The organism is Brevundimonas vesicularis, from assembly GCF_027105095.1.
Classification (GTDB): Bacteria; Pseudomonadota; Alphaproteobacteria; order Caulobacterales; family Caulobacteraceae; genus Brevundimonas; species Brevundimonas vesicularis_E.
In genome coordinates this window covers 3,054,566-3,073,085 of record NZ_CP114278.1, presented here as the reverse complement: position 1 = coordinate 3,073,085, position 18,520 = coordinate 3,054,566, and the positions used below count along the sequence as shown (strand labels likewise).

The 18,520-nt window shown below is 67.4% G+C and carries 24 protein-coding genes and 1 tRNA gene; 19 read left to right on the top strand and 6 right to left on the bottom strand.

All coding sequences use genetic code 11. The features are described 5' to 3' along the window. The first annotated feature begins 136 nt into the window (after positions 1-136). The 14 genes from O2K97_RS15390 (at position 137) to O2K97_RS15325 (ending at position 10,719) form a co-directional block, all read left to right on the top strand. Complete coding sequence (locus O2K97_RS15390; RefSeq protein WP_269219934.1) at positions 137-814, top strand: TorF family putative porin; 678 nt, start codon at positions 137-139, stop codon at positions 812-814. Between the two features lie 45 nt (positions 815-859). Continuing rightward, positions 860-2,782, top strand: coding sequence for a methyl-accepting chemotaxis protein (locus O2K97_RS15385; protein WP_269221151.1), 1,923 nt, complete (start codon positions 860-862; stop codon positions 2,780-2,782). Beyond that, a complete protein-coding gene (locus tag O2K97_RS15380) occupies positions 2,782-3,057 on the top strand; it encodes an STAS domain-containing protein (RefSeq protein WP_039246221.1) in 276 nt (91 codons plus the stop codon). The genes O2K97_RS15385 and O2K97_RS15380 overlap by 1 nt, the downstream gene beginning before the upstream one ends. After that, a complete protein-coding gene (locus O2K97_RS15375; RefSeq protein ID WP_017505900.1) occupies positions 3,054-3,419 on the top strand; it encodes a response regulator in 366 nt (121 codons plus the stop codon). The genes O2K97_RS15380 and O2K97_RS15375 overlap by 4 nt, the downstream gene beginning before the upstream one ends. Positions 3,420-3,448: 29 nt before the next feature. After that, entirely contained in the window at positions 3,449-5,734 is a 2,286-nt protein-coding gene (locus O2K97_RS15370; protein ID WP_269219933.1) for a chemotaxis protein CheA, read from the top strand. 3 nt (positions 5,735-5,737) lie between these two features. Next, positions 5,738-6,193: a chemotaxis protein CheW gene (locus tag O2K97_RS15365; protein ID WP_017505898.1), complete on the top strand. Its 456-nt coding sequence runs from the start codon at positions 5,738-5,740 to the stop codon at positions 6,191-6,193. Further along, the gene (locus tag O2K97_RS15360; RefSeq protein WP_269219932.1) at positions 6,190-7,050 is read left to right on the top strand and encodes a CheR family methyltransferase; all 861 of its coding nucleotides are present in this window, start codon (positions 6,190-6,192) and stop codon (positions 7,048-7,050) included. Before O2K97_RS15365 ends, O2K97_RS15360 begins: the two co-directional genes overlap by 4 nt. Beyond that, complete coding sequence (locus tag O2K97_RS15355; RefSeq protein WP_269219931.1) at positions 7,047-8,084, top strand: protein-glutamate methylesterase/protein-glutamine glutaminase; 1,038 nt, start codon at positions 7,047-7,049, stop codon at positions 8,082-8,084. The genes O2K97_RS15360 and O2K97_RS15355 overlap by 4 nt, the downstream gene beginning before the upstream one ends. A gap of 15 nt (positions 8,085-8,099) precedes the next feature. Next, positions 8,100-8,489, top strand: coding sequence for a response regulator (locus O2K97_RS15350; protein WP_039246211.1), 390 nt, complete (start codon positions 8,100-8,102; stop codon positions 8,487-8,489). Further along, positions 8,486-9,028, top strand: a complete 543-nt coding sequence (locus O2K97_RS15345; RefSeq protein ID WP_017505894.1) for a chemotaxis protein CheD — start codon at positions 8,486-8,488, stop codon at positions 9,026-9,028. The genes O2K97_RS15350 and O2K97_RS15345 overlap by 4 nt, the downstream gene beginning before the upstream one ends. A gap of 2 nt (positions 9,029-9,030) precedes the next feature. Next, a complete protein-coding gene (locus O2K97_RS15340; protein ID WP_269219930.1) occupies positions 9,031-9,375 on the top strand; it encodes a hypothetical protein in 345 nt (114 codons plus the stop codon). 4 nt (positions 9,376-9,379) lie between these two features. Then, entirely contained in the window at positions 9,380-9,970 is a 591-nt protein-coding gene (locus O2K97_RS15335; RefSeq protein WP_017505892.1) for a response regulator, read from the top strand. After that, positions 9,967-10,446, top strand: coding sequence for a hypothetical protein (locus O2K97_RS15330; protein WP_269219929.1), 480 nt, complete (start codon positions 9,967-9,969; stop codon positions 10,444-10,446). Before O2K97_RS15335 ends, O2K97_RS15330 begins: the two co-directional genes overlap by 4 nt. A gap of 196 nt (positions 10,447-10,642) precedes the next feature. After that, positions 10,643-10,719: transfer RNA gene (locus tag O2K97_RS15325), tRNA-Arg, on the top strand. A gap of 102 nt (positions 10,720-10,821) precedes the next feature. On the opposite strand, the gene O2K97_RS15320 is transcribed toward O2K97_RS15325, so the two are convergent. Further along, on the bottom strand, positions 10,822-11,187 hold the full coding sequence (locus O2K97_RS15320) for a hypothetical protein (RefSeq protein WP_269219928.1): 366 nt from the start codon (positions 11,185-11,187) through the stop codon (positions 10,822-10,824). A gap of 227 nt (positions 11,188-11,414) precedes the next feature. Between O2K97_RS15320 and O2K97_RS15315 the strand changes: the two genes are divergently transcribed. Genes O2K97_RS15315 through O2K97_RS15305 form a run of 3 tightly spaced genes read left to right on the top strand, consistent with a single transcriptional unit; the run spans position 11,415 to position 13,884 of the window. Further along, positions 11,415-11,750, top strand: coding sequence for a hypothetical protein (locus O2K97_RS15315; protein ID WP_055806585.1), 336 nt, complete (start codon positions 11,415-11,417; stop codon positions 11,748-11,750). Beyond that, the gene (locus tag O2K97_RS15310) at positions 11,750-12,430 is read left to right on the top strand and encodes a response regulator transcription factor (RefSeq protein WP_017505887.1); all 681 of its coding nucleotides are present in this window, start codon (positions 11,750-11,752) and stop codon (positions 12,428-12,430) included. The genes O2K97_RS15315 and O2K97_RS15310 overlap by 1 nt, the downstream gene beginning before the upstream one ends. Next, the gene (locus O2K97_RS15305; protein WP_269219927.1) at positions 12,427-13,884 is read left to right on the top strand and encodes a sensor histidine kinase; all 1,458 of its coding nucleotides are present in this window, start codon (positions 12,427-12,429) and stop codon (positions 13,882-13,884) included. The genes O2K97_RS15310 and O2K97_RS15305 overlap by 4 nt, the downstream gene beginning before the upstream one ends. Here the strand turns inward: O2K97_RS15305 and O2K97_RS15300 are convergent. Continuing rightward, positions 13,881-14,528 carry a Crp/Fnr family transcriptional regulator gene (locus O2K97_RS15300; protein WP_269219926.1) on the bottom strand — a complete coding sequence of 216 codons (648 nt, stop codon included), beginning with the start codon at positions 14,526-14,528 and terminating at the stop codon, positions 13,881-13,883. The two genes, O2K97_RS15305 and O2K97_RS15300, sit on opposite strands and share 4 nt — an antisense overlap. Positions 14,529-14,704: 176 nt before the next feature. Next, complete coding sequence (locus tag O2K97_RS15295; protein WP_205681750.1) at positions 14,705-14,887, bottom strand: hypothetical protein; 183 nt, start codon at positions 14,885-14,887, stop codon at positions 14,705-14,707. Positions 14,888-15,022: 135 nt separating this feature from the next. Here O2K97_RS15295 and O2K97_RS15290 point away from each other — a divergent pair, with 135 nt between their 5' ends. Together O2K97_RS15290 and O2K97_RS15285 are read left to right on the top strand one after the other, a co-directional pair. Further along, a complete protein-coding gene (locus tag O2K97_RS15290) occupies positions 15,023-15,880 on the top strand; it encodes a DUF1206 domain-containing protein (protein ID WP_269219925.1) in 858 nt (285 codons plus the stop codon). Between the two features lie 66 nt (positions 15,881-15,946). Next, entirely contained in the window at positions 15,947-16,612 is a 666-nt protein-coding gene (locus tag O2K97_RS15285; RefSeq protein ID WP_269219924.1) for a DsbA family oxidoreductase, read from the top strand. A gap of 163 nt (positions 16,613-16,775) precedes the next feature. On the opposite strand, the gene O2K97_RS15280 is transcribed toward O2K97_RS15285, so the two are convergent. The 3 genes from O2K97_RS15280 to O2K97_RS15270 form a co-directional block, all read right to left on the bottom strand. Then, positions 16,776-17,648: a hypothetical protein gene (locus O2K97_RS15280; RefSeq protein ID WP_269219923.1), complete on the bottom strand. Its 873-nt coding sequence runs from the start codon at positions 17,646-17,648 to the stop codon at positions 16,776-16,778. A 188-nt stretch (positions 17,649-17,836) separates the two neighbouring features. Then, complete coding sequence (locus O2K97_RS15275; RefSeq protein WP_269219922.1) at positions 17,837-18,013, bottom strand: hypothetical protein; 177 nt, start codon at positions 18,011-18,013, stop codon at positions 17,837-17,839. Continuing rightward, complete coding sequence (locus O2K97_RS15270; RefSeq protein WP_269219921.1) at positions 18,010-18,519, bottom strand: AAA family ATPase; 510 nt, start codon at positions 18,517-18,519, stop codon at positions 18,010-18,012. The genes O2K97_RS15275 and O2K97_RS15270 overlap by 4 nt, the downstream gene beginning before the upstream one ends. Between the last annotated feature and the right edge of the window lies 1 nt (position 18,520).

Here is an 18,520-nt window from a genome sequence, read left to right as displayed (position 1 = left end):
TGTCGCGTGAAGCGCGGTCGGACTGCGCCATAAGCGTCGGAATGGATACGCAATCCTACTTAGCGCTCGGTTCAGATTTGATATTAATCATCGCCTCATCCTTGAGCCTCAGAATGCAGAAGCTTCAGGGGTCATCATGTTTCGTTCGTCAGCCTTCTTTGTTGCTGCGGCAGTAGGCCTCGCAGCGCCGGTCACTTCCCAGGCCCAATCGTTCGGTCTCGATGTCGGTGTCGCCAGCCAGTATGTCGGCAAAGGGCTGGGCAAGAGCAATCAGGACGTTGCTCCTTTCGCCAAGGCGGAAGTTGGCTTCGGCGAAGGCTACGCCAGCGTCTTCGTCTCGGACGCCGCCGGCGCTCAAGGCTACGACATGGAAATCGTCAGCATGGTCGGTTGGCGGCCCAAAGCGGGCGGCTTTTCCTTCGATCTTGGGGTCATGAACCGCGACCTGCCAGGGTCGCGCGCCGGCGTCGATAACAACTACTGGGAATATCAGGCGGACGCTTCACGCAAGATGGGCCCGGTGTCGACGCGCCTGCGCGTCAACTATTCGCCCGACGGTTTCGCCGCCACGAAAGAAGCCTGGTGGCTGGAGTTGCAAGGCACGGTCGCCGTCGCCGCCAAGACAAAGGTTTCGGCCGCCGTCGCCAATCGGATGGCCGACGGCGGGGTCGATTACAATGCCTGGAACATCGGCGCCAAACACAAGCTGACCGACGCCTTGGCCGTCGATCTGCGCTGGTACGACACCGACCGCCACAGTGTCGGCGAGCCCTACGAGGGCCGCCTTGTCGCCGCCGCCACCTATTCGTTCTGAGTAACCGATCCATCGGGGGATGCTGAGTTGAAGTTGATCGAGAATATGCCCGTCGGCCGCAAGCTGTTCGCGGCCTTTGGCCTCGTTTTGGCGGCGATCGCCGTCATGGGCGCCATCATCATCGCCAGCCTGTTGCAGCTTGAGGCCGCTGGTGAAGTGCGCACGGTTGAAAACCAGGCCAACCGCTCCACGGCGACTGCGGAGTTCTATATGGCCCGCCAGGAGAACGCCTTGCGCGGCTATCTACTGTCTCAGGATCCCTACTATCTCGAGCGCGTCGACGCGCACCGCGCCAAGTTCCTCGCGGCCATGAATGAACTGCGTGGCGAGCTGCCGGCCGATCGCGCCGCCCTGATCGACAAGGCCGTCGCGGGCAATGCGGTCTGGTACAAGAATGTCGTCGAAGCCGGTTCGGCGATGGTCCGAGACGGTCGCGGCGCCCAGGCCGTGCAGATGGTCGGTCGCAACGGAAGCGCTGACAACTTTGTCGCGCCGGTCGAGGAGGCGGTTGACGCGATCAAGGCCGCCAACGACACGGCGCTGAAAGCGGCGGTCGAAGCTCAGGACACCGCCAGCCGCACCGCGCTGATCGCTACGATTGTCGGCCTGATCTCGGCCTTGGTGATCGCCCTGATGGCCGGCTTTGTCGCAACCCGGTCCATCGTGCGGCCGGTCTTCACGATGATCGGCTATATGCAGAAGCTGATGGCCGGCGACACCGACATCAAGGTCGCCAGCGCCGAGCGCAAGGATGAGTTCGGAAAGATGGGGCAGGCCATCCTGGCCTTCCGCGACGCGGCGATCGAGAAGGTTCGCGTCGAACGGGAAGCCACGGCCCATCGCTCCATGAGCGAGCAGGAACGCGTCGAACGCGAGGCGGACAAGGCGCGCGAAGCCGCCGAGGACGCCCGTGCCATCGCGGCCCTGGGCCAAGGTCTGTCGGCCATGTCGAACGGCGACCTGACCCACCGCATCGACATCGAGTTCAATGCCAAATCGGCTCAGCTGAAGACCGATTTCAACGCCGCCATCTCCCAGCTGCAGCAGGCCGTTTCGGTGGTGGTCAACAACGTCTCAGGCATCCGCTCGGGCGCCGGCGAGATTTCGCAGGCCGCCGACGACCTGTCGCGCCGCACCGAACAGCAGGCCGCCTCGCTGGAGGAAACCGCCGCCGCGCTGGATGAAATCACCGCCACGGTGAACAAGACCGCCTCGGGCGCCCGCCAGGCCTCCGATGTCGTGCGCGCCGCCAAGGGCGACGCCGAGACCTCCGGCGTGATCGTGCGCGACGCCGTCCAGGCCATGACCGCCATCGAGGGCTCGTCCACCCAGATCAACCAGATCATCGGCGTGATCGACGAGATCGCCTTCCAGACCAACCTTCTGGCTTTGAACGCCGGCGTCGAGGCCGCGCGCGCCGGCGAGGCCGGTCGTGGCTTCGCGGTGGTCGCCTCCGAAGTCCGCGCCCTGGCCCAGCGTTCGGCCGAAGCCGCCAAGGAGATCAAGACCCTGATATCGGCCTCGACCGGCCAGGTCGGCGCAGGCGTCAAACTGGTCGGCGAGACCGGCGAGGCCCTGCAACGGATCGTGGACCGCGTCGCCGAAATCGACAGCCTGGTCACCGAAATCGCCGCCTCGGCCCAGGAACAGGCCGTCGGCCTGGCGCAGGTGAACACCGCCGTCAACCAGATGGACCAGGTCACCCAGCAGAACGCGGCCATGGTCGAGCAGTCGACCGCCGCCAGCCACTCGCTGGCCCAGGAGGCGGAAAGCCTGCAGGCCTCGGTCGCCCAGTTCCGTGTCGGGTCTTCGCCGTCGCGCGCCGCCTCGCCCGCGCCGGTTCGCACCCCCGCGCCCGTCGCCAAGCCGTCGAGCCACATGGCCGCCGCTCTGAAGGTCATCGGCCGAGGCGGCGCCGCACCCAAGCCTCAAGCCACCGCCGTCGAGGACGGCTGGGAGGAGTTCTGATGACTGAAACCCTGATCCTGTCCGACGTTCTGGACCTGAATGCAGCCGAGCCGTTGAAGGCGGAATTGCTGGCCCTGCGCGGTCACCCGGTAGTTCTGGACGCCTCCGCCGTCCAGCGTCTGGGCGGCCTGTGCCTGCAGATTCTGTTGTCGGCGCGAAAGACGTGGGCGGCCGACGGCGTCAACCTAAGTTTAGGGTCTGTGTCCCAATACTGGACGGAACAATGGGCCGCCTATGGCGCGCCGGACTTCAACACCGAGGGGGCGTTGGCATGACCAAGACTGTTCTGACGATCGACGATTCACGCACCATGCGCGACATGCTGCTGATGGCGCTGGAAGATGCGGGCTATACCGTGATCCAGGCCGTCGACGGCGTCGACGGGCTGGAGACGCTGGACGCCAAGGGCGCCGACGTCATCATCACCGACATCAACATGCCCCGCATGGACGGCTTTGGCGTCATTGAGGGCGTGCGCGCCAACCCGAACCACCGCACCACCCCGGTGCTGGTGCTGACGACCGAAAGCGACGTGGAGAAGAAGGCGCGCGCTCGCGCCGCCGGCGCCACCGGCTGGATCGTCAAGCCGTTCGACCCCGTCAAGCTGGTGGACGCCGTCCGCCGCGTCGCCGCCTGATCGCTTAAAGCCCGCCGGACCCCGAACCAATGGACGCCTTCGAAGCCATCAAAGCCACCTTCTTCCAGGAGTGCGACGAACTGCTCGCCGACCTGGAAGCCAAGCTGATGCTGCTTGAACAGGGTCAGACGGACCTTGAGACGATCAACGCCGTCTTCCGCGCCGTCCATTCGGTCAAGGGCGGGGCAGGAGCCTTCGGCCTGGAGGCCCTGGTCCGGTTCGCCCACGTCTTCGAGACCCTGATGGACGAACTGCGCGCGGGGCGTAAGCCGTGCGATCCGATCACCATCAAGACCCTGCTGCGCGCTTCCGACGTGCTGGCCGATCACATTCAGGCGGCCCAGGGTCTGATCCCGCCGGTGGACGAGGCGCGGTCGGCCGGCTTAGTCGCCGAAATGCAGGTCCTGACCCACGGCGGCGAGGCGCCGGTCGAGGTCGAAGAAGACGAAGACGACTTCGGCTTCACCCCCATGGCCTTCGACATGGCGCTGGACGACGCCGCGCCCCTGCCCATCGAGGATCTGGGCGGCGACTTGGGCGCCGACACGACGTCGACCGGCTGGCGCGTCGTGTTCAAGCCCATGGGCCGGATGTACGTCAACGCCAACGAGACCAGCCTGCTTCTGCGCGAACTGGGCCGCCTCGGCCCGGTCACGGTCGTCGTGGACGACAGCGAGACGCCGACGCTGGACGCCCTGTCGGTCGAGGACGGCTGCCTGACCTGGACCGTCGATCTGGCCGCAGCCGTCGATGAGGCCGCCGTGCGCGAGGTCTTCGATTTCGTCGAGAGCGACTGCGAACTGACCATCACGCCCTTGGGGAACGGCGCAGCTGGCGCATCCGACATCGGTGCGTTTGAGGACGAGCCGGCCGCCGTCCTGCCCGCCAGCGACGAGCTGGACATCGCCGCCCTGCTGGCCAAGGCGAGCGGCGCGGCCGCCGAGCCTGAGCCCCAGCTTCAGCCTGAAACCATCCCCTTGGCCGCGGTCAAGCCAGAGCCTGCGCCGGTCCCGCCCGTCGCTCCGCCAGTCGCCGCCCCTGTCGCTGCGGCGACGACTTCCGCCCCTGTCGCTGCGGCGACGACTTCCGCCCCTGTCGCCCCCGTCGCGCCCGCGCCGGTGACGATCCGCGTCGATCTGGATCGCGTGGACCGCCTGATCAACGTCGTCGGCGAACTGGTCATCCAGCAGGCCATGCTGTCGCAGCGTGTTTTGGAAAGCGGCCTGGCCCGGTCCTCCGGCATCGCGCTCGGAATGGAAGACCTGGAACTGCTGACCCGCGAGATCCAGGACAGCGTCATGGCGATCCGCGCTCAGCCGGTGAAGTCGGTGTTCCAGCGCATGCCGCGTCTGGTCCGCGAAGTCGCCGACATGGTCTCCAAACAGGTCCGTCTGGTGACCGCCGGGGAGGATACCGAGGTCGACAAGACCGTGGTCGAACGCTTAGCCGAGCCCATCACCCACATGCTGCGCAACGCCATCGACCACGGACTGGAAACGCCCGAAGAGCGCGTCGCCGCCGGTAAGCCGGCCGAGGGCACGGTGCGCCTCGCCGCCCTGCACCGCTCGGGTCGGATCGTCATTGAAATCTCCGACGACGGCCGCGGCATCAACCGCGAACGCGTCAAGAAAATCGCCGTCGACAAGGGTCTGATCGCCGCCGACGCCCCCCTGACCGACGAGCAGATCGACAATCTGATCTTCGCGCCGGGCTTCTCCACCGCCGCCGTCGTCTCCGACATCTCGGGCCGGGGAGTGGGCATGGACGTGGTCAAACGCTCGATCCAGGCCCTGGGCGGTCGCATCTCCATCAGCTCGGTTCCGGGCAAGGGTTCGACCTTCACCCTCAGCCTGCCGCTGACGCTGGCGGTGTTGGACGGCATGGTGGTAACCGCCGCTGAACAGACGCTGATCGCACCGCTGCCGGCCATCGTCGAGAGCCTGACCCCGCAGGCCGTGGACCTGCATTTCGTCGGCGGCGTGGATCCCGTCATCCGCTTCCGCGATCGCTTCCTGCCGCTGATCGACGTGGCCCTGATCATGGGCTTCCGCGAACAGCCGATGAACCCAACCGAAGGCGTCGCCGTGGTCGTCGAGACCGAAGGCGGCCAGCAGGCGGCCCTGCTGTTCGACGCCATCCAGGGCCAACGCCAGGTGGTCATCAAGAGCCTGGAAACCAACTACCAGCAGGTCGAGGGCGTCGCCGCCGCCACCATCCTGGGCGACGGGCGCGTGGCCCTGATCCTGGACGTCGACGTGCTGGTCACCGACATGCGCCGCAAATCCGTCCGTCCCGACTTCAAGCTCGCGAGCTGAACCATGACCGAAGCCAAAGATCTCCAGCGTGAACTGATCGCCTTCCGCATCGGCAGTCAGGAATTCTGCGTCGACATCATGTCTGTGCGCGAAATCCGCGGCTGGACGCCGGCGACGCCTTTGCCCCGTTCGCCGGGATACATGAAGGGCGTCATCAACCTGCGCGGCACCGTCCTGCCGATCATCGACCTGGGCGCACGCTTCGGTCTGACGACCTCGGAACCGACGGCGCGTCACGTCATCATGGTCGCCCATATCGGCGGCCGGATGGTCGGCCTGCTGGTCGATGCGGTGTCCGACATCCTGCAGATGAGCGACGCCTCGGTGCAGCCGACGCCCGATGTCGCCAGCGATCAGGTCAAGACGTTCGTCAAGGGCATCTTCTCCATCGACGGGCGCATGATCAGCCTGATCGAACTGGATTACATCCTGCCGCAAGTCGAGGCTGAAGCCGCATGAACGCCGCCGCCGGCCGGGGATCGATCGTCGAGGGCGAATTCGTCTTCACCGCCGAGGATTTCCGCCACATCGCCCAGATGCTGCACGCCCACGCCGGCATCGCCCTGAACGAGGGCAAGGCCGCGCTGGTCTATTCGCGCCTGGCCAAGCGCCTTCGCACCCTGGGCCTGACCAGCTTCCGCGACTACTGCGCCCTGGTCGAGGGCGTGGATGGTGTCGACGAGCGCCAGAAGATGACCGCGGCCCTGACCACCAATGTCACCCGCTTCTATCGCGAACCGCACCATTTCGACGACCTGCGCGACCGGGTCATGCCCGAACTGGCGGCGCGTGCCCGCGCCGGCGGCCGGGTCCGCCTGTGGTCGGCGGCCTGCTCGAACGGGCAGGAGCCCTATTCGATGGCCCTGACCGTGCTCCAGGCCCTGCCCGAGGCGGCCGAGCTGGATGTGCGCATCCTGGCCACCGACATCGATCCCAACATGGTCGCTCAAGGTCATGACGGCGTCTATTCGGAAGAGGCGCTGGAGCCCGCGCCCGTCACCCTGTGGCGCAAATATTTCGACCGCGCCGATCGCGGCCAGTGGGTCGCCGGCCCGCAGTTGAAGCGCCTGGTCAGCTTCAAGGAACTGAACCTGATCGGCGACTGGCCCATGAAGGGCAAGTTCGACGTCATCTTCTGCCGCAACGTCGTCATCTATTTCGATGACGCGACCCAGGAACGGGTCTGGAAGCGGTTCACCCCGCTGATGAATCCTGGCGCGACGCTCTATATCGGTCACTCCGAACGCGTCTCCGGCCCGGCGACCAGCCAGTTGCAGACGGCCGGCCTGACCACCTATCGTTTGGGTGGCGCATGAGCCCCGTTCGCGTCCTCGTCGTCGACGACAGCCTGACCATGCGTGGGCTGATCTCGGCCGCCCTGAAGTCAGACCCTGAGATCGAGGTCGTGGGCACCGCCGCCGATCCCATCGAGGCGCGCGCCGCGATCAAGGCCCTGAACCCAGACGTCATCACTCTGGACGTCGAAATGCCCAATATGAACGGGCTGGAGTTCCTGGAAAAGATCATGCGGCTGCGGCCCATGCCTGTGGTCATGGTCTCGACCCTGACGGCGGCGGGAACCGACGTGACCTTGGCCGCGCTGGAAATCGGCGCCGTGGATGCGGTGGCCAAACCCGCCGTCGCCAGCGTCGACGCCTTCCACGACCTGATCGGCAAGGTGAAGACCGCCGCCCGCTCGCGCGTCCGCGCCCGCGGCGACACGCCGGCCGGCGCCGCAGCGCCGCAGACCTATCACGCCGATCCCAACCATATCCTGGCCATCGGGTCGTCCACCGGCGGGGTCGAGGCCCTGCTGACCGTGCTCAGCGGGTTCCCGCTCGACTGCCCCGCGACCGTGATCACCCAGCATATGCCGGCGACCTTCACCGCCAGCTTCGCCGCGCGTCTGGACCGCGTCTGCGCCCCGAGCGTGAGCGAGGCCGTGGACGGCGCCCCGCTGAAGCCGGGGCATATCTATCTGGCCCCCGGCGGCGCGACCCATCTGGAGGTGACCGCCGGCCTGACGCCCCGTTGCCGCCTGGTCGCCAGCGATCCGGTCAACGGGCACCGTCCGTCGGTCGATGTGATGTTCGACTCCGTCGCCCGGCTTAAGCGTCCGATGACCGGCGTCATCCTGACCGGCATGGGCCGCGACGGCGCCAAGGGTCTGCTGGCCATGCGCCAGGCCGGCGGCCGCACCCTGGGGCAGGACGAGGCGACCTGCGTCGTCTACGGCATGCCTAAGGCCGCCTACGAAATCGGCGCCGTGGAGCGGCAGTTGCCGCTGCACCGCCTGTCCCCCGCCATTCTCGAACTGTGCGCCGATCCGGCCGCGCGGTCAGTCGCCTAACCGGGAGCGTAACCTATGCCCGCCGCCGCCTCACTTCACTGCCTGGTCGTCGATGATCAGATGACGATGCGCTCGCTGGTCCGCACCAGCCTGCAACAGCTGGGCGTGCGCGAGATCCGCGAGGCCGCCGACGGCGAAATTGCGCTGCGCGAGATCGTGTCCAAGCCCGCGCACCTGATCATCTCCGACTACAATATGCCGAACCTGGACGGTCTGGGCCTGCTGCGCGCCGTGCGCGCCCATCCCCCCACCTCCAAGACCGCCTTCATCATGCTGACGGGCCGCGCCGACCGCGAACTGGTCCAGCGCGCGGTGCAATTCGGCGTCAACAACTACCTGGTCAAGCCTTTCACCGTGGCCCAGCTGAAGGGCAAGCTGGAAGCCGTCTTCGGTCCTCTGACATGACGTTCGCGGCGCTGAAGGACACGACCGAAAAACGCGTTCACGTCGGTCAGGGCGAGCACCACATCACGTCCGATCCCAACGTCGTCCTCAGCACCATCCTGGGCTCCTGCGTCGCCATGTGCGTGCGCGATCCGCTGGCCGGCGTCGGCGGGATGAACCACTTCCTGCTGCCCGAAGGCTCGGGCGCGGGGACGGACGCTGGGCGTCGCTATGGCGCCTATGCGATGGAACTGCTGATCAACGACATGCTCAAGGCCGGCGCCCGGCGCGACCGGCTGGAGGCCAAGCTGTTCGGCGGCGGCCGCATGTTCGATTCCTTGCGAGACGTCGGACGCAGCAATGCCGACTTCGCCGAGAAATTCCTCCGCGACGAAGGCATTCCCGTGGTGGGCGGCAGCCTGCGTGGCGACGGCGGCCGGCGCCTGCACTATTGGCCCGTCACCGGCCGGGCCTTGCAACGCGCCGTGACTGACGTCGTCGCGCCCAAGCCCGTGCCCGTCATGGCCCCGGTCGACACCGGCGCCCTGGAACTGTTCTGACAATGAGCGCCCCTCCCGAACACGCCGATCTGCTGGCCGCGGTCGCTGATGAGCTGATGATGGTGCGCGAAGGCATCGACGGGATCGAGGCCCTGGTCAGCGATCTGGTCCGCCGCGCCCCGCCGGAGGAACGTCCAAACGCCCTGACCCAGGCCCAGGCTCTGGACGCCCTGACCCAACGTCTCGAAGCCCTGTCCGGCGTCCTGCGCATGTTGGGCGGCGGCGCCAGCCCGTCCGAGGCCGTCAGCCGTCTGTCGCTGGCCGACATGGCCGGCCGCCTGCGCCCCGCCGCCGGCGAGCAGCGGCAGGCAGCGACCGCCGACGCCGGCGACCTGATGCTGTTCTGACGTCATGGCCAAGAGCGATCGGGTCAACCTGGCGCACACGACGGTCCTTCTGATCGACGACCAGCCCACGTCGCTGGATATGCTGGCCTCCATCGTTCAGGGCTTCGGTTGCAAGGAGCAGATCAAGTGCACCTCGGCCCAGGCGGCGGTCGAGCTGCTGGCGCGGCGTTCAGTCGATCTGATCCTGATCGACTGCATCATGCCGGACATGGACGGTTATGACTTCGTCCGCTGGCTGCGGCGCGACGCGCCTGCGCCGACTCGCTATGTGCCCGTCATCATGATCCTGGGTCACGCCTCCCAGGCCAAGGTCCATCAGGGCCGCGACTGCGGCGCCAGCTTTATCGTCGCCAAGCCCCTGTCGCCCTCGCTGCTGCTCAAGCGGATCATCTGGTTGGGCGGCGAGGACCGGGATTTCGTCGAGACCGAACACTACATCGGCCCCGACCGCCGGGTGCACAACTACGGCCCGCCGCCCGGCACCGATGGTCGTCGCGAAAGCGATCTGTCCGGCGACCTGGGCGAGGCGGTGGAGGAAAACATGGACCAGGACGAGATCGACATGCTGTTGAAGCCGATGAAGGTCAGCCTGTGACCGGGTCCGCCGCCGCGCCCAAGCCGGCCAAGATCCGCCGAGTCCACACCTCGCTCCAGCGCCAGATGGCGCGTCCGGGCGGTCGTCTGATCGTCGAGGCCGAGTCTCGCGCCAACCAGGCGCTGGACGAACAGCGCGACAACGTCTTCGCCCTATTGGCGGCCAACGTCGACGCCATCGCGGCCCTATGCGCTACGCGTTCCGACGATGCTCCGGTCCAGATCTACGCCTTGGCCTCCGCCATGGTCGACATGGCCGGCTATCTGGATGTGCCGACCTTCTTCGAGGCCGCCTTCAGCCTCTGCGAGATCGCCGACCGGATGCAGGACGCCGGCGCATGGTCGTGGCCGTCGGTCGAGGTCCACGTGCGCGCGCTTCGGTTGACCCTGGCCGCCCAGGGTCAGGCCAGCTCAGATTCCGACCGCCTTCTGGAGGGCCTGCGCGCCCTGATCGCCCACGTCCCGCCCGTCGGTTAACGGCCGTTCCGTTCACGCGGAACAAGGGCGAAACGAATCAGGACCGAATCGCTGACATCGCCCGTTTCGTCCTTTGTTCACCGCGATATCTGGTAGGTTAAGGCCCCTTAACCACAAACGCCTTGCCAAGACGCGCCCCACTTTTTCGCCGCCCCGACTTCCCCCCGCCGCCCCGACCCGCTACGGCGTCCTGCGTGGCCCCGTAGCTCAGCTGCATAGAGCAAGGCTTTCCTAAAGCCGAGGTCGCAGGTTGGAGTCCTGCCGGGGTCGCCATCTTCGCCGTGTGATGTCATCGGTCCGACGGTCGACAACTGAGGCTGGAACGGAAGAGAGGCGCGGCCTTTCGACCGCGCCTCTCATCGTTTTACTCAAGGCTCAGCCGCGACGATTGTCGTGATCGCGGCGTTCGTAGCGGATCTGGACCGAGAGGCGGTCGAAGCGACGGTCCAGGTCCTGGCGTTCCCAGGCGGTCAGGCCGCCGCGGCGGTAGTTGGCTTCCAGGCGCAGCAGGCTGTCGAACTCGCTGCGCAGGCGGATAGCCTCTCGGCGGCTTAGCTGGCCATTGCGGTAGCCCTGGTCGATGCGGCGGTCCAGGTTGGCCTGGCGGGCGTTGATCGACTGCCACGAGCCATAACTAGCGTGATGGGGCGGGGCCGGGCGGTGGTGATAGGATTGAGCGAAGGACGGCGCGGCGACCGAGGCGGCGGCCAGGGCGATGGCGGGGACGATGAGCTTGCGCATGGCGATCTCCTCAAATGTTGTGCCGGTCGGGGTGACCAGCGATGAGGCGATTTGAGCACCCGGCGACTGAGCCGGTTCTGAACAGGATCGATCAGGTTCGGTTCATCTGGATGAAAAGACGTCACGCCGCCGTCTTTTGATCTGGTCTCCGGTTTGGAGCAGCGTTCGCTTTAAACTATACGACGTATTCAGCGCCCGTTCAGATGATCGGGACTAGATCGGTCGCCATGTTTCGTAAACCCGCCCCTCTCCTGATCGCCCCTCCGGCCCTGGCTCTGGCTCTCGGTCTGGCTTTTGCGCCCGTCATGACGACGTCGGCGCAGGCCCAGTCGCGCGACCAGGATCAGCGCTCGCAGGACCGTGGTCCGCGCGTCAGTCCCGACGAAGCCCGTCGTCGTGGCGGCGAGGCCGGCGGCGGTCGTCCCATCGACACCCAACCGCGCCGCGACGGCAACTATTCCGTCCTGGTCGAACGCGACGGACGCGTGCGCGAGGTGGTGGTTGACGGCCAGACCGGACAGGCGCGTCCAGACAACAACAATCAACGTCGCAGGCCGAACTGATGCGGGTGCTTCTGGTCGAGGACGACGCGGATCTGTCGCGTCAGCTTAAGGCGGCGCTGGGCGACGCGGGCTATGCCGTGGACCATGCACCGGACGGCGAAGAAGCCCATTATCTGGGCGAGAACGAACCCTATGACGTCATCGTCCTGGACTTGGGTCTGCCCAAGATCGACGGCGTGTCGGTGCTGGAGCGCTGGCGGCGCGAGGGCAAGACGACGCCGGTCCTGATCCTGACGGCGCGCGGCGCCTGGTCGGACAAGGTGGCGGGCTTCGACGCCGGCGCCGACGACTATCTGACCAAGCCCTTCCATACCGAAGAGCTGCTGGCGCGCCTGAGGGCGCTGCTGCGCCGTTCGGCGGGCATCGCCTCTGCGACCCTGTCGTGCGGCGGCTTGCGGCTTGATCCTCGCGCGGCGCGGGCCAGCGTCAATGGCGAGCCCCTGCGCCTGACCTCGCTGGAATACCGGCTGCTGCACTACATGATGATGCACCAGGGCCGCGTCATCAGCCGCACCGAACTGGTCGAACACCTCTACGACCAAGACTTCGACCGTGATTCCAACACCATCGAGGTCTTCATCGGCCGGGTGCGCAAGAAGGTCGGATCGGACCGCATCGAGACCGTGCGCGGCCTCGGCTATCGGCTGACGCCGCTGGCGGGCGAATCCGACCCGGCGTGACCGAGGCGACGGCTTCGAAACCCAACGCCGGCGGGCTCCACGACTGGGGCCGCTGGTTCGGTCGCCCCGGTCGCTCCCTGACCCGTCGGCTGATCTGGCTGGCCTCGGCCTGGATCGTGGTCGCTCTGGTCATTTCAGCGCTGGTGCTGACCCAGGCCTTTCAGGAATCCGCCCTGCGGCGTCTGGGCGCCATGCTGAACGAGACGATCGACGAGATCGTGGTCAGCGCCAGTCGCACGCCGCAAGGCGAAGCCATTCCGCAGATCCAGGACGCCCGAACCTTGCGCCTGCTGTCGGGCAAATACTGGCAGATCATGGAGGTTCGCCCCAACGGTCGGCTGGTCAATCTCGCCCGCTCCAACTCGCTGTGGAGCTATGACCTCGCCCTTCCCGCCGACCTGCCCGCGCGCCTGGATGCGGCCTTTGGCGACGTCATCACCTTCAACACCACCGGCCCCAAGGACGACGCCGAGACGCGCGAGCCGCTGCGCGTCGCCGCCAGTATGAAGTCGATCCCCCGGCACGAACATCCGGTCATCTTCATCGCCGCGCTGGATCGCTCCGACGTCGACGCGGACACGCGCCAGTTCGCCCGCGTAACCTGGATCGCTTTCCTGATCTTGGGGCTCGGACTCGTATCGGCGGTCTTCATTCAGGTGCGCATCGGCCTGCGCCCCCTCTTCGACCTGCGCGACGAGATCGCGGATGTGCGCAAGGGCAGGTCGGCGCGGATCGGCCGCTCATACCCCCAGGAAATCCAGCCTTTGGCCGAGCAGGTGAACCGCCTGCTGGATCACAATCAGGAGGTCGTGGATCGCCAGCGCACCCACGTCGGCAACCTGGCCCATGCGTTGAAGACGCCGATCTCCGTCATGCTGGCGGAGGCGGGGACGAGCGAGGGCGATCTGCCTGAGCTGGTGCGGCGCCAGACCAGGATCATGCAGGGCCAGGTCGATCACCACCTGCGCCGCGCCCGCGCCGCCGCCCGCGCCGCCCACGGTCTGGGCGAGACGACGCCCGTCGCCGAGGTGCTGGACGAGCTGGCGGTGATGATCGAACAGGTGTTCCGCGACAAGAACGTCGAGATCGACTGGCGCGCGCCCGACAGCCTGTCCTTCCTGGGCGAGCGTCAGGATTTGCAGGAAATCCTGGGCAATCTGATCGAGAACGCCGCCAAGTTCTCCCGGCGCCGGGTGCGCGTCTCGGCGGGCGGCAGCGGCCTGGGCCAGATGATCCTGGTGGTCGAAGACGACGGGGCGGGCCTGCCGGCGGATCAGCGCGACACGGTCATGCAGCGCGGCGCGCGGCTTGACGAGAGCGCGCCGGGTTCGGGTCTGGGCCTGTCGATCGTGGACGACCTGACGCGCGCCTACGGCGGGCGGCTGATGCTGTCGGACAGCGACATGGGCGGGCTGAAGGCGGTGCTCGAACTGCCGGCCGCCCAGGTCGACTAGGGCTGCCGGTCTCCGCCCCGGCGGTAGCATTCGCAGGCTGCGCGTTCCAAGGCGGCGCGATCCAGCACGGTTATCCGGCCGCGCGAATAGGCGATGGCCCCCGCCTTCTGAAGCCCCTGCGCCGCCTCGTTCACCGTCGTCCGCTGGGAGCCCAGCATGGAGGCCAGATACTCCTGCGTCAGATTCAGGGTGTCGCCCTCGACCCTGTCGTGGCATCGCAGCAGCCATTTGGCGAACCGCTGCCCGGCGTGGTGCAGGGCGTTGCAGGCGGCCGACTGCTCCAACTCGCCCTGAAGCCGCGCCATGTAGTCGGCGACGGCGTCGCGAACGCCCGGCCGTTGCGCCGACAGGGCGCGGAACTTGGCGGCGTCCACCCGGCGCGCCGTCCCGGCGACCTGGGCCACACTGCGGGTATGGGCTTGTTGCGGCACGACCGAAGCGACGACGCCCAGCACGCCCTCGCGGCCGATCATCACGGTCTCCACCGTCCGGCCGTCTTCCAGAACCGCCACCGAGGAGCAGAAGCCGCTGTCGATGAAATGCAGGTGTTCGATGGCGTCGTCAGGCTCGCTGAACACGTGGCCGGGCGCGAATTCCATCGCTGTGGCGATGGCGAGCAGGGCGTCTCGATCGTCAGGGTTCATCCCTTGGATCAATCGGTTACCGGACGAAAGGCGGTTCATGAGTTCGCGCATAAGGCGATCTGATCGCGGCGTCTGTCGAAACTCGACACAGCGTTGCTATATATCACACGGCTTGCTGGGGAAAAGTCGTGTCTTTACTGCGCTGTGTACGCCAGCGAGCAGAGCGCCAACGAGGTTCAGCGGGTGACGCGCCCGACCAGACGGCCGGCCTCCAGAACCTCCACCCCCGCGCAGGAGGCGTGATGCGAGAGCTGCGTCCTCGCCGCCTCCAACGCCGATGCGTCGTCGGCCCCGTCGAAGAAGTCGAGAAGGGGGCGGCGATCCGCCTCGTCGAAGAAGTGAAACTCGTAGATGTTCAACTGAACGCCTCCCAAGGACGCGAACCTTAACGGCATACGCCTGCGGGCGTCTGTCGGATGTCGACACAGGGTGAAGCGGAGCCTTTGTCGTCGTCACAGCGTTGAGGGCGTCCTGACGCCGCCGAGAGACGCCTCATGAACGCTGCCAAGTCCCTTCGCCTGCCGCCGCTGGCGACCCTGATCGAATGGGCGGCGCGGGTCGGCTATGGGGCGCGGGGCTTCGTTTACCTGTCGGCCGGCGCGCTGACCCTGCTGGCGGCGACGGACCGGATCGGCGATGCGGTGGGGACCAGCGGGGCGGCGGGCTGGCTGGCCGAGCAGCCGTTCGGCAAGGTCTGGCTGGTGCTGCTGGGACTGGGGCTTTGGGCCTTCGTCGGCTGGCGGGTGTTGCAGGCGGTGTTCGACGCGGATCACGAGGGCAGCGACCTGAAGGGCTGGGCCACGCGCGCGGGCCAGGCGGTCAGCGGCCTGTTCTACGGCGTGCTGGCGTTGGGGGTGTTCGAATATCTGGACGAGTTCGGCGAGGCGACAAACGCCTCGACGGCCCAGGCCGAGAGCGTGGCCGAGAATCAGGAGAAGGCTGCCATGCTGCTGGGGATGCCATTCGGCGAGGTGCTGCTGATCGGTGCCGGGCTGGTGGTGCTGGGCGTCGGCGTCGGCAATATCGTCAGGGCTGTCCGCGACGATTTCGACGACGCCCTGGCCTGCCCCAAGGCCTTCTGCGGCACGGCGACGGCGCTGGCGCGGGCGGGCTATGCGGCGCGCGGGTTCGCCTATCTGCCGCTGGGGGTGTTCGTGGTTCTGGCGGGGCTGCATGCGCGCTCGGGCGAGGTGACGACGACGGCGGCGGCCTTGGATGCGCTGGAGGCCCAGCCGGGCGGATCGTGGATCCTGGGGCTGACGGCGGCGGGGCTGATGGCCTTCGGCGCCTTCGCCTTCGTGGAGGCGCGCTGGCGCCGGATCCGCCCGCCGAGAGATTTGAGCCTGGGCTGAGACTTGTCGCGCGGCGCGGCGTCGCCATATCCTTATGCAACACACGCTGTTCCAGAAGGCCGCGCCATGAACGCTCCGCTCAAGACCCTGAAGATCGACTTCATCTCCGACGTCGTCTGCCCCTGGTGCGTGGTGGGGCTGGGCGGGCTGGACACGGCGCTGGACGCGCTGAAGGACGAGGGGATCGCCGCCGACATCGCCTTTCAGCCGTTCGAGCTGAACCCACAGATCGCGCCCGAGGGCGAGAACATCGTCGAACACATCGGCCGCAAATACGGCGCGTCGCCTGAGCAGTCCGCCGCCAACCGCGCCATGATCCGCGAGCGGGCGGGCGAGGTCGGCTTCGACATGCGCATGACCGACGACAGCCGCATCTGGAACACCTTCGACGCCCACCGGCTGCTGCACTGGGCGCACGAGACGGCGCCGGAGAAGCAGAAGGCCCTGAAACAGGCGCTGTTCAGCGCCCACTTCACCGAGAACAAGAACCTGACCGACGCCGGCGTCCTGACCACCGCCGCCGAAAAGGCCGGGCTGGACCGGGCCGAGGCGGGCGAGGTTCTGGCCTCGGGCCGCTACGCCCAGGCCGTGCGCCAGGCCGAAGACCTGTGGCGCGCACGCGGCATCACCTCGGTCCCGGCCGTGGTGGTCGAGGGCAAATATCTGATCAGCGGCGGACAGCCGGCGCAGGTGTTCGAAGAGGCGCTGCGCAAGATCGCGTCGGAGGTCTAGGCCGTCTCCTCCCTGCGCAGCGGGGAGGTGGCGCGGCGCCGCTTGGCGCCGTGACGGAGGGGGTCCTTCTGCAAAATCGACGTCTGTGAGGCCTCAAGAGCCCCTCCACCCCGCCCGAAGGGCGCGGTCCCCCTCCCCATCGCAGGCGATGGGGAGGAGACGGTCAGTCCGGCGGTCGGGGGACAAAAACACCGTCTATTTCGTCTAATTCGTCTGATCGCGGGGCCGGTTTCAGGTCGTCGAGCGCTTCGAGGCGGGCCATCAGGGCGTCACGGCCGGCGTAATCGCCGCGTTTGAGGGCGCAGGCCTCGCGGGCGATCTGGCCGACCTGTTCGGCGACGGCGGCGGCGCGTTCGCCCAGGTCGGGTTCCTTGGGCGGCGCTGGGGGCGGCGGCGGTGCGGGCGGGGACGGAGACGAAGGTGCGGGCGGGGCGGCCGCCATCCGGGTCAGGTCGGCGTGCAGCCGCACCCAGCGCGCGGCCTCCAGCGCGCGCCCGGCCTGAAGCGCCCGGTTCAGCCGAACCAGGGCGTGGCCCGCCATGGCCCCATAGTCAGGCAGACCCTCGGCCGTCTCGGCCTCCAGGTCGATCGGCTCGCGCAGCGGATCGGGCTGATCCTCGCGCCGCCAACCTTCGTCCCTGGCGCGGGCGCGAAAGGTGCTGACCGCCATGCCATAGACGGCGCTGACCTCCTCCGCCGTGGACCCCGCCAGATAGGCCGTGCCCGCCGCCTCCCACGCCTCCTTCGACAGGCGGCGATAGCCCCGGTTCTGCACCCGGTCGGCCGCGCGCGCAGCGGGGTCCGAGGCAGCCAGATCGGGCAGCCGCAACAGATGCATCGGCAGGCCGTGCGCGCGCCAGAAGGCGGCCTCGGCCTCGGGCGAGGAATCGTGATGCAGGGCGTCGCGATACGTCTGCTCCAGACCCGCCTCGCGCAGGATGCGGATCTGATCCAGCGCCTGCTGGGTCATCGCATCGTAAAACGGATCGCGCGGCCCCTCGAACCCGCCGTCGTCATAGCTGTGGTCGTCGTCCATCCCATCCCCGGCCTGTCGCCCGCGCCCGACACAGGACGCGCCGCCAGTCTAAGGCCGCCCCGAGGCGTGATCGGGTAGAGGGCGTCGATTTCGCGAAAGGCGAGGGATTTCAACGGCCGGGGTAGGGACGTCGTGCATAGGTAGAGGGGCTAGCTATGCATTCCCTCTCCCGTTGGGAGAGGGAAAGCTTAGGCCCGCTTCTTCGACGCAGGCGCGGCGTCGGCGGCGGTGACCAGATGCCCCTTCCAGCCGGGCGGCGGCAGGAACTTGCCGGACTGCTCCTCGCGCGTGCCATGCTTCGCCATTTCGGCGGCGCGGCGCGCGGCCTTCAGCGCCGTTTCGTGGTCGATCAGCATCTTGTTCATCGCGGTCCCCAATCTAGCAGATCGAGACCGTCGTCGCCATTGGCGTAGATTTTCCAGGCATCGACGGCGGGCTTGTAGGTCGTTTCGAGATATTCGGCGCTGAGCAGGAAGCGGCGGCGCAGGGTATCTTCGGGAATGCCATGTCCGCCGCGTGCGACCCGGCGGGCGACGCGTGCAACCGAATAGTCGGCGTTGGGCAGCCGCAGATAGACCAGTTCCACTCGATAGCCGAGCGCCCGCCAATGCCGAATGCGAACGGCATGCGAGCGCGTCGCCAGAGTGGTTTCAAGAATCACGTCCGCCCCGGCGCGCGTCAGCCCGTCCAGCCGCTCCAGAACCAGACGCCCCGCCGCCAGATCGCGTGCTGGACCGTCGCCGGTCAGGCCACGGGCGACTTCATCCGGATTGACGAACTGAAACGTCTCCGTTCGCTCGCGCAGGAAGCCGTTGATGAAGGTGGTCTTTCCGGCGCCGTTAGGCCCGGCGAGGAGGACGAGGGTGGGCATG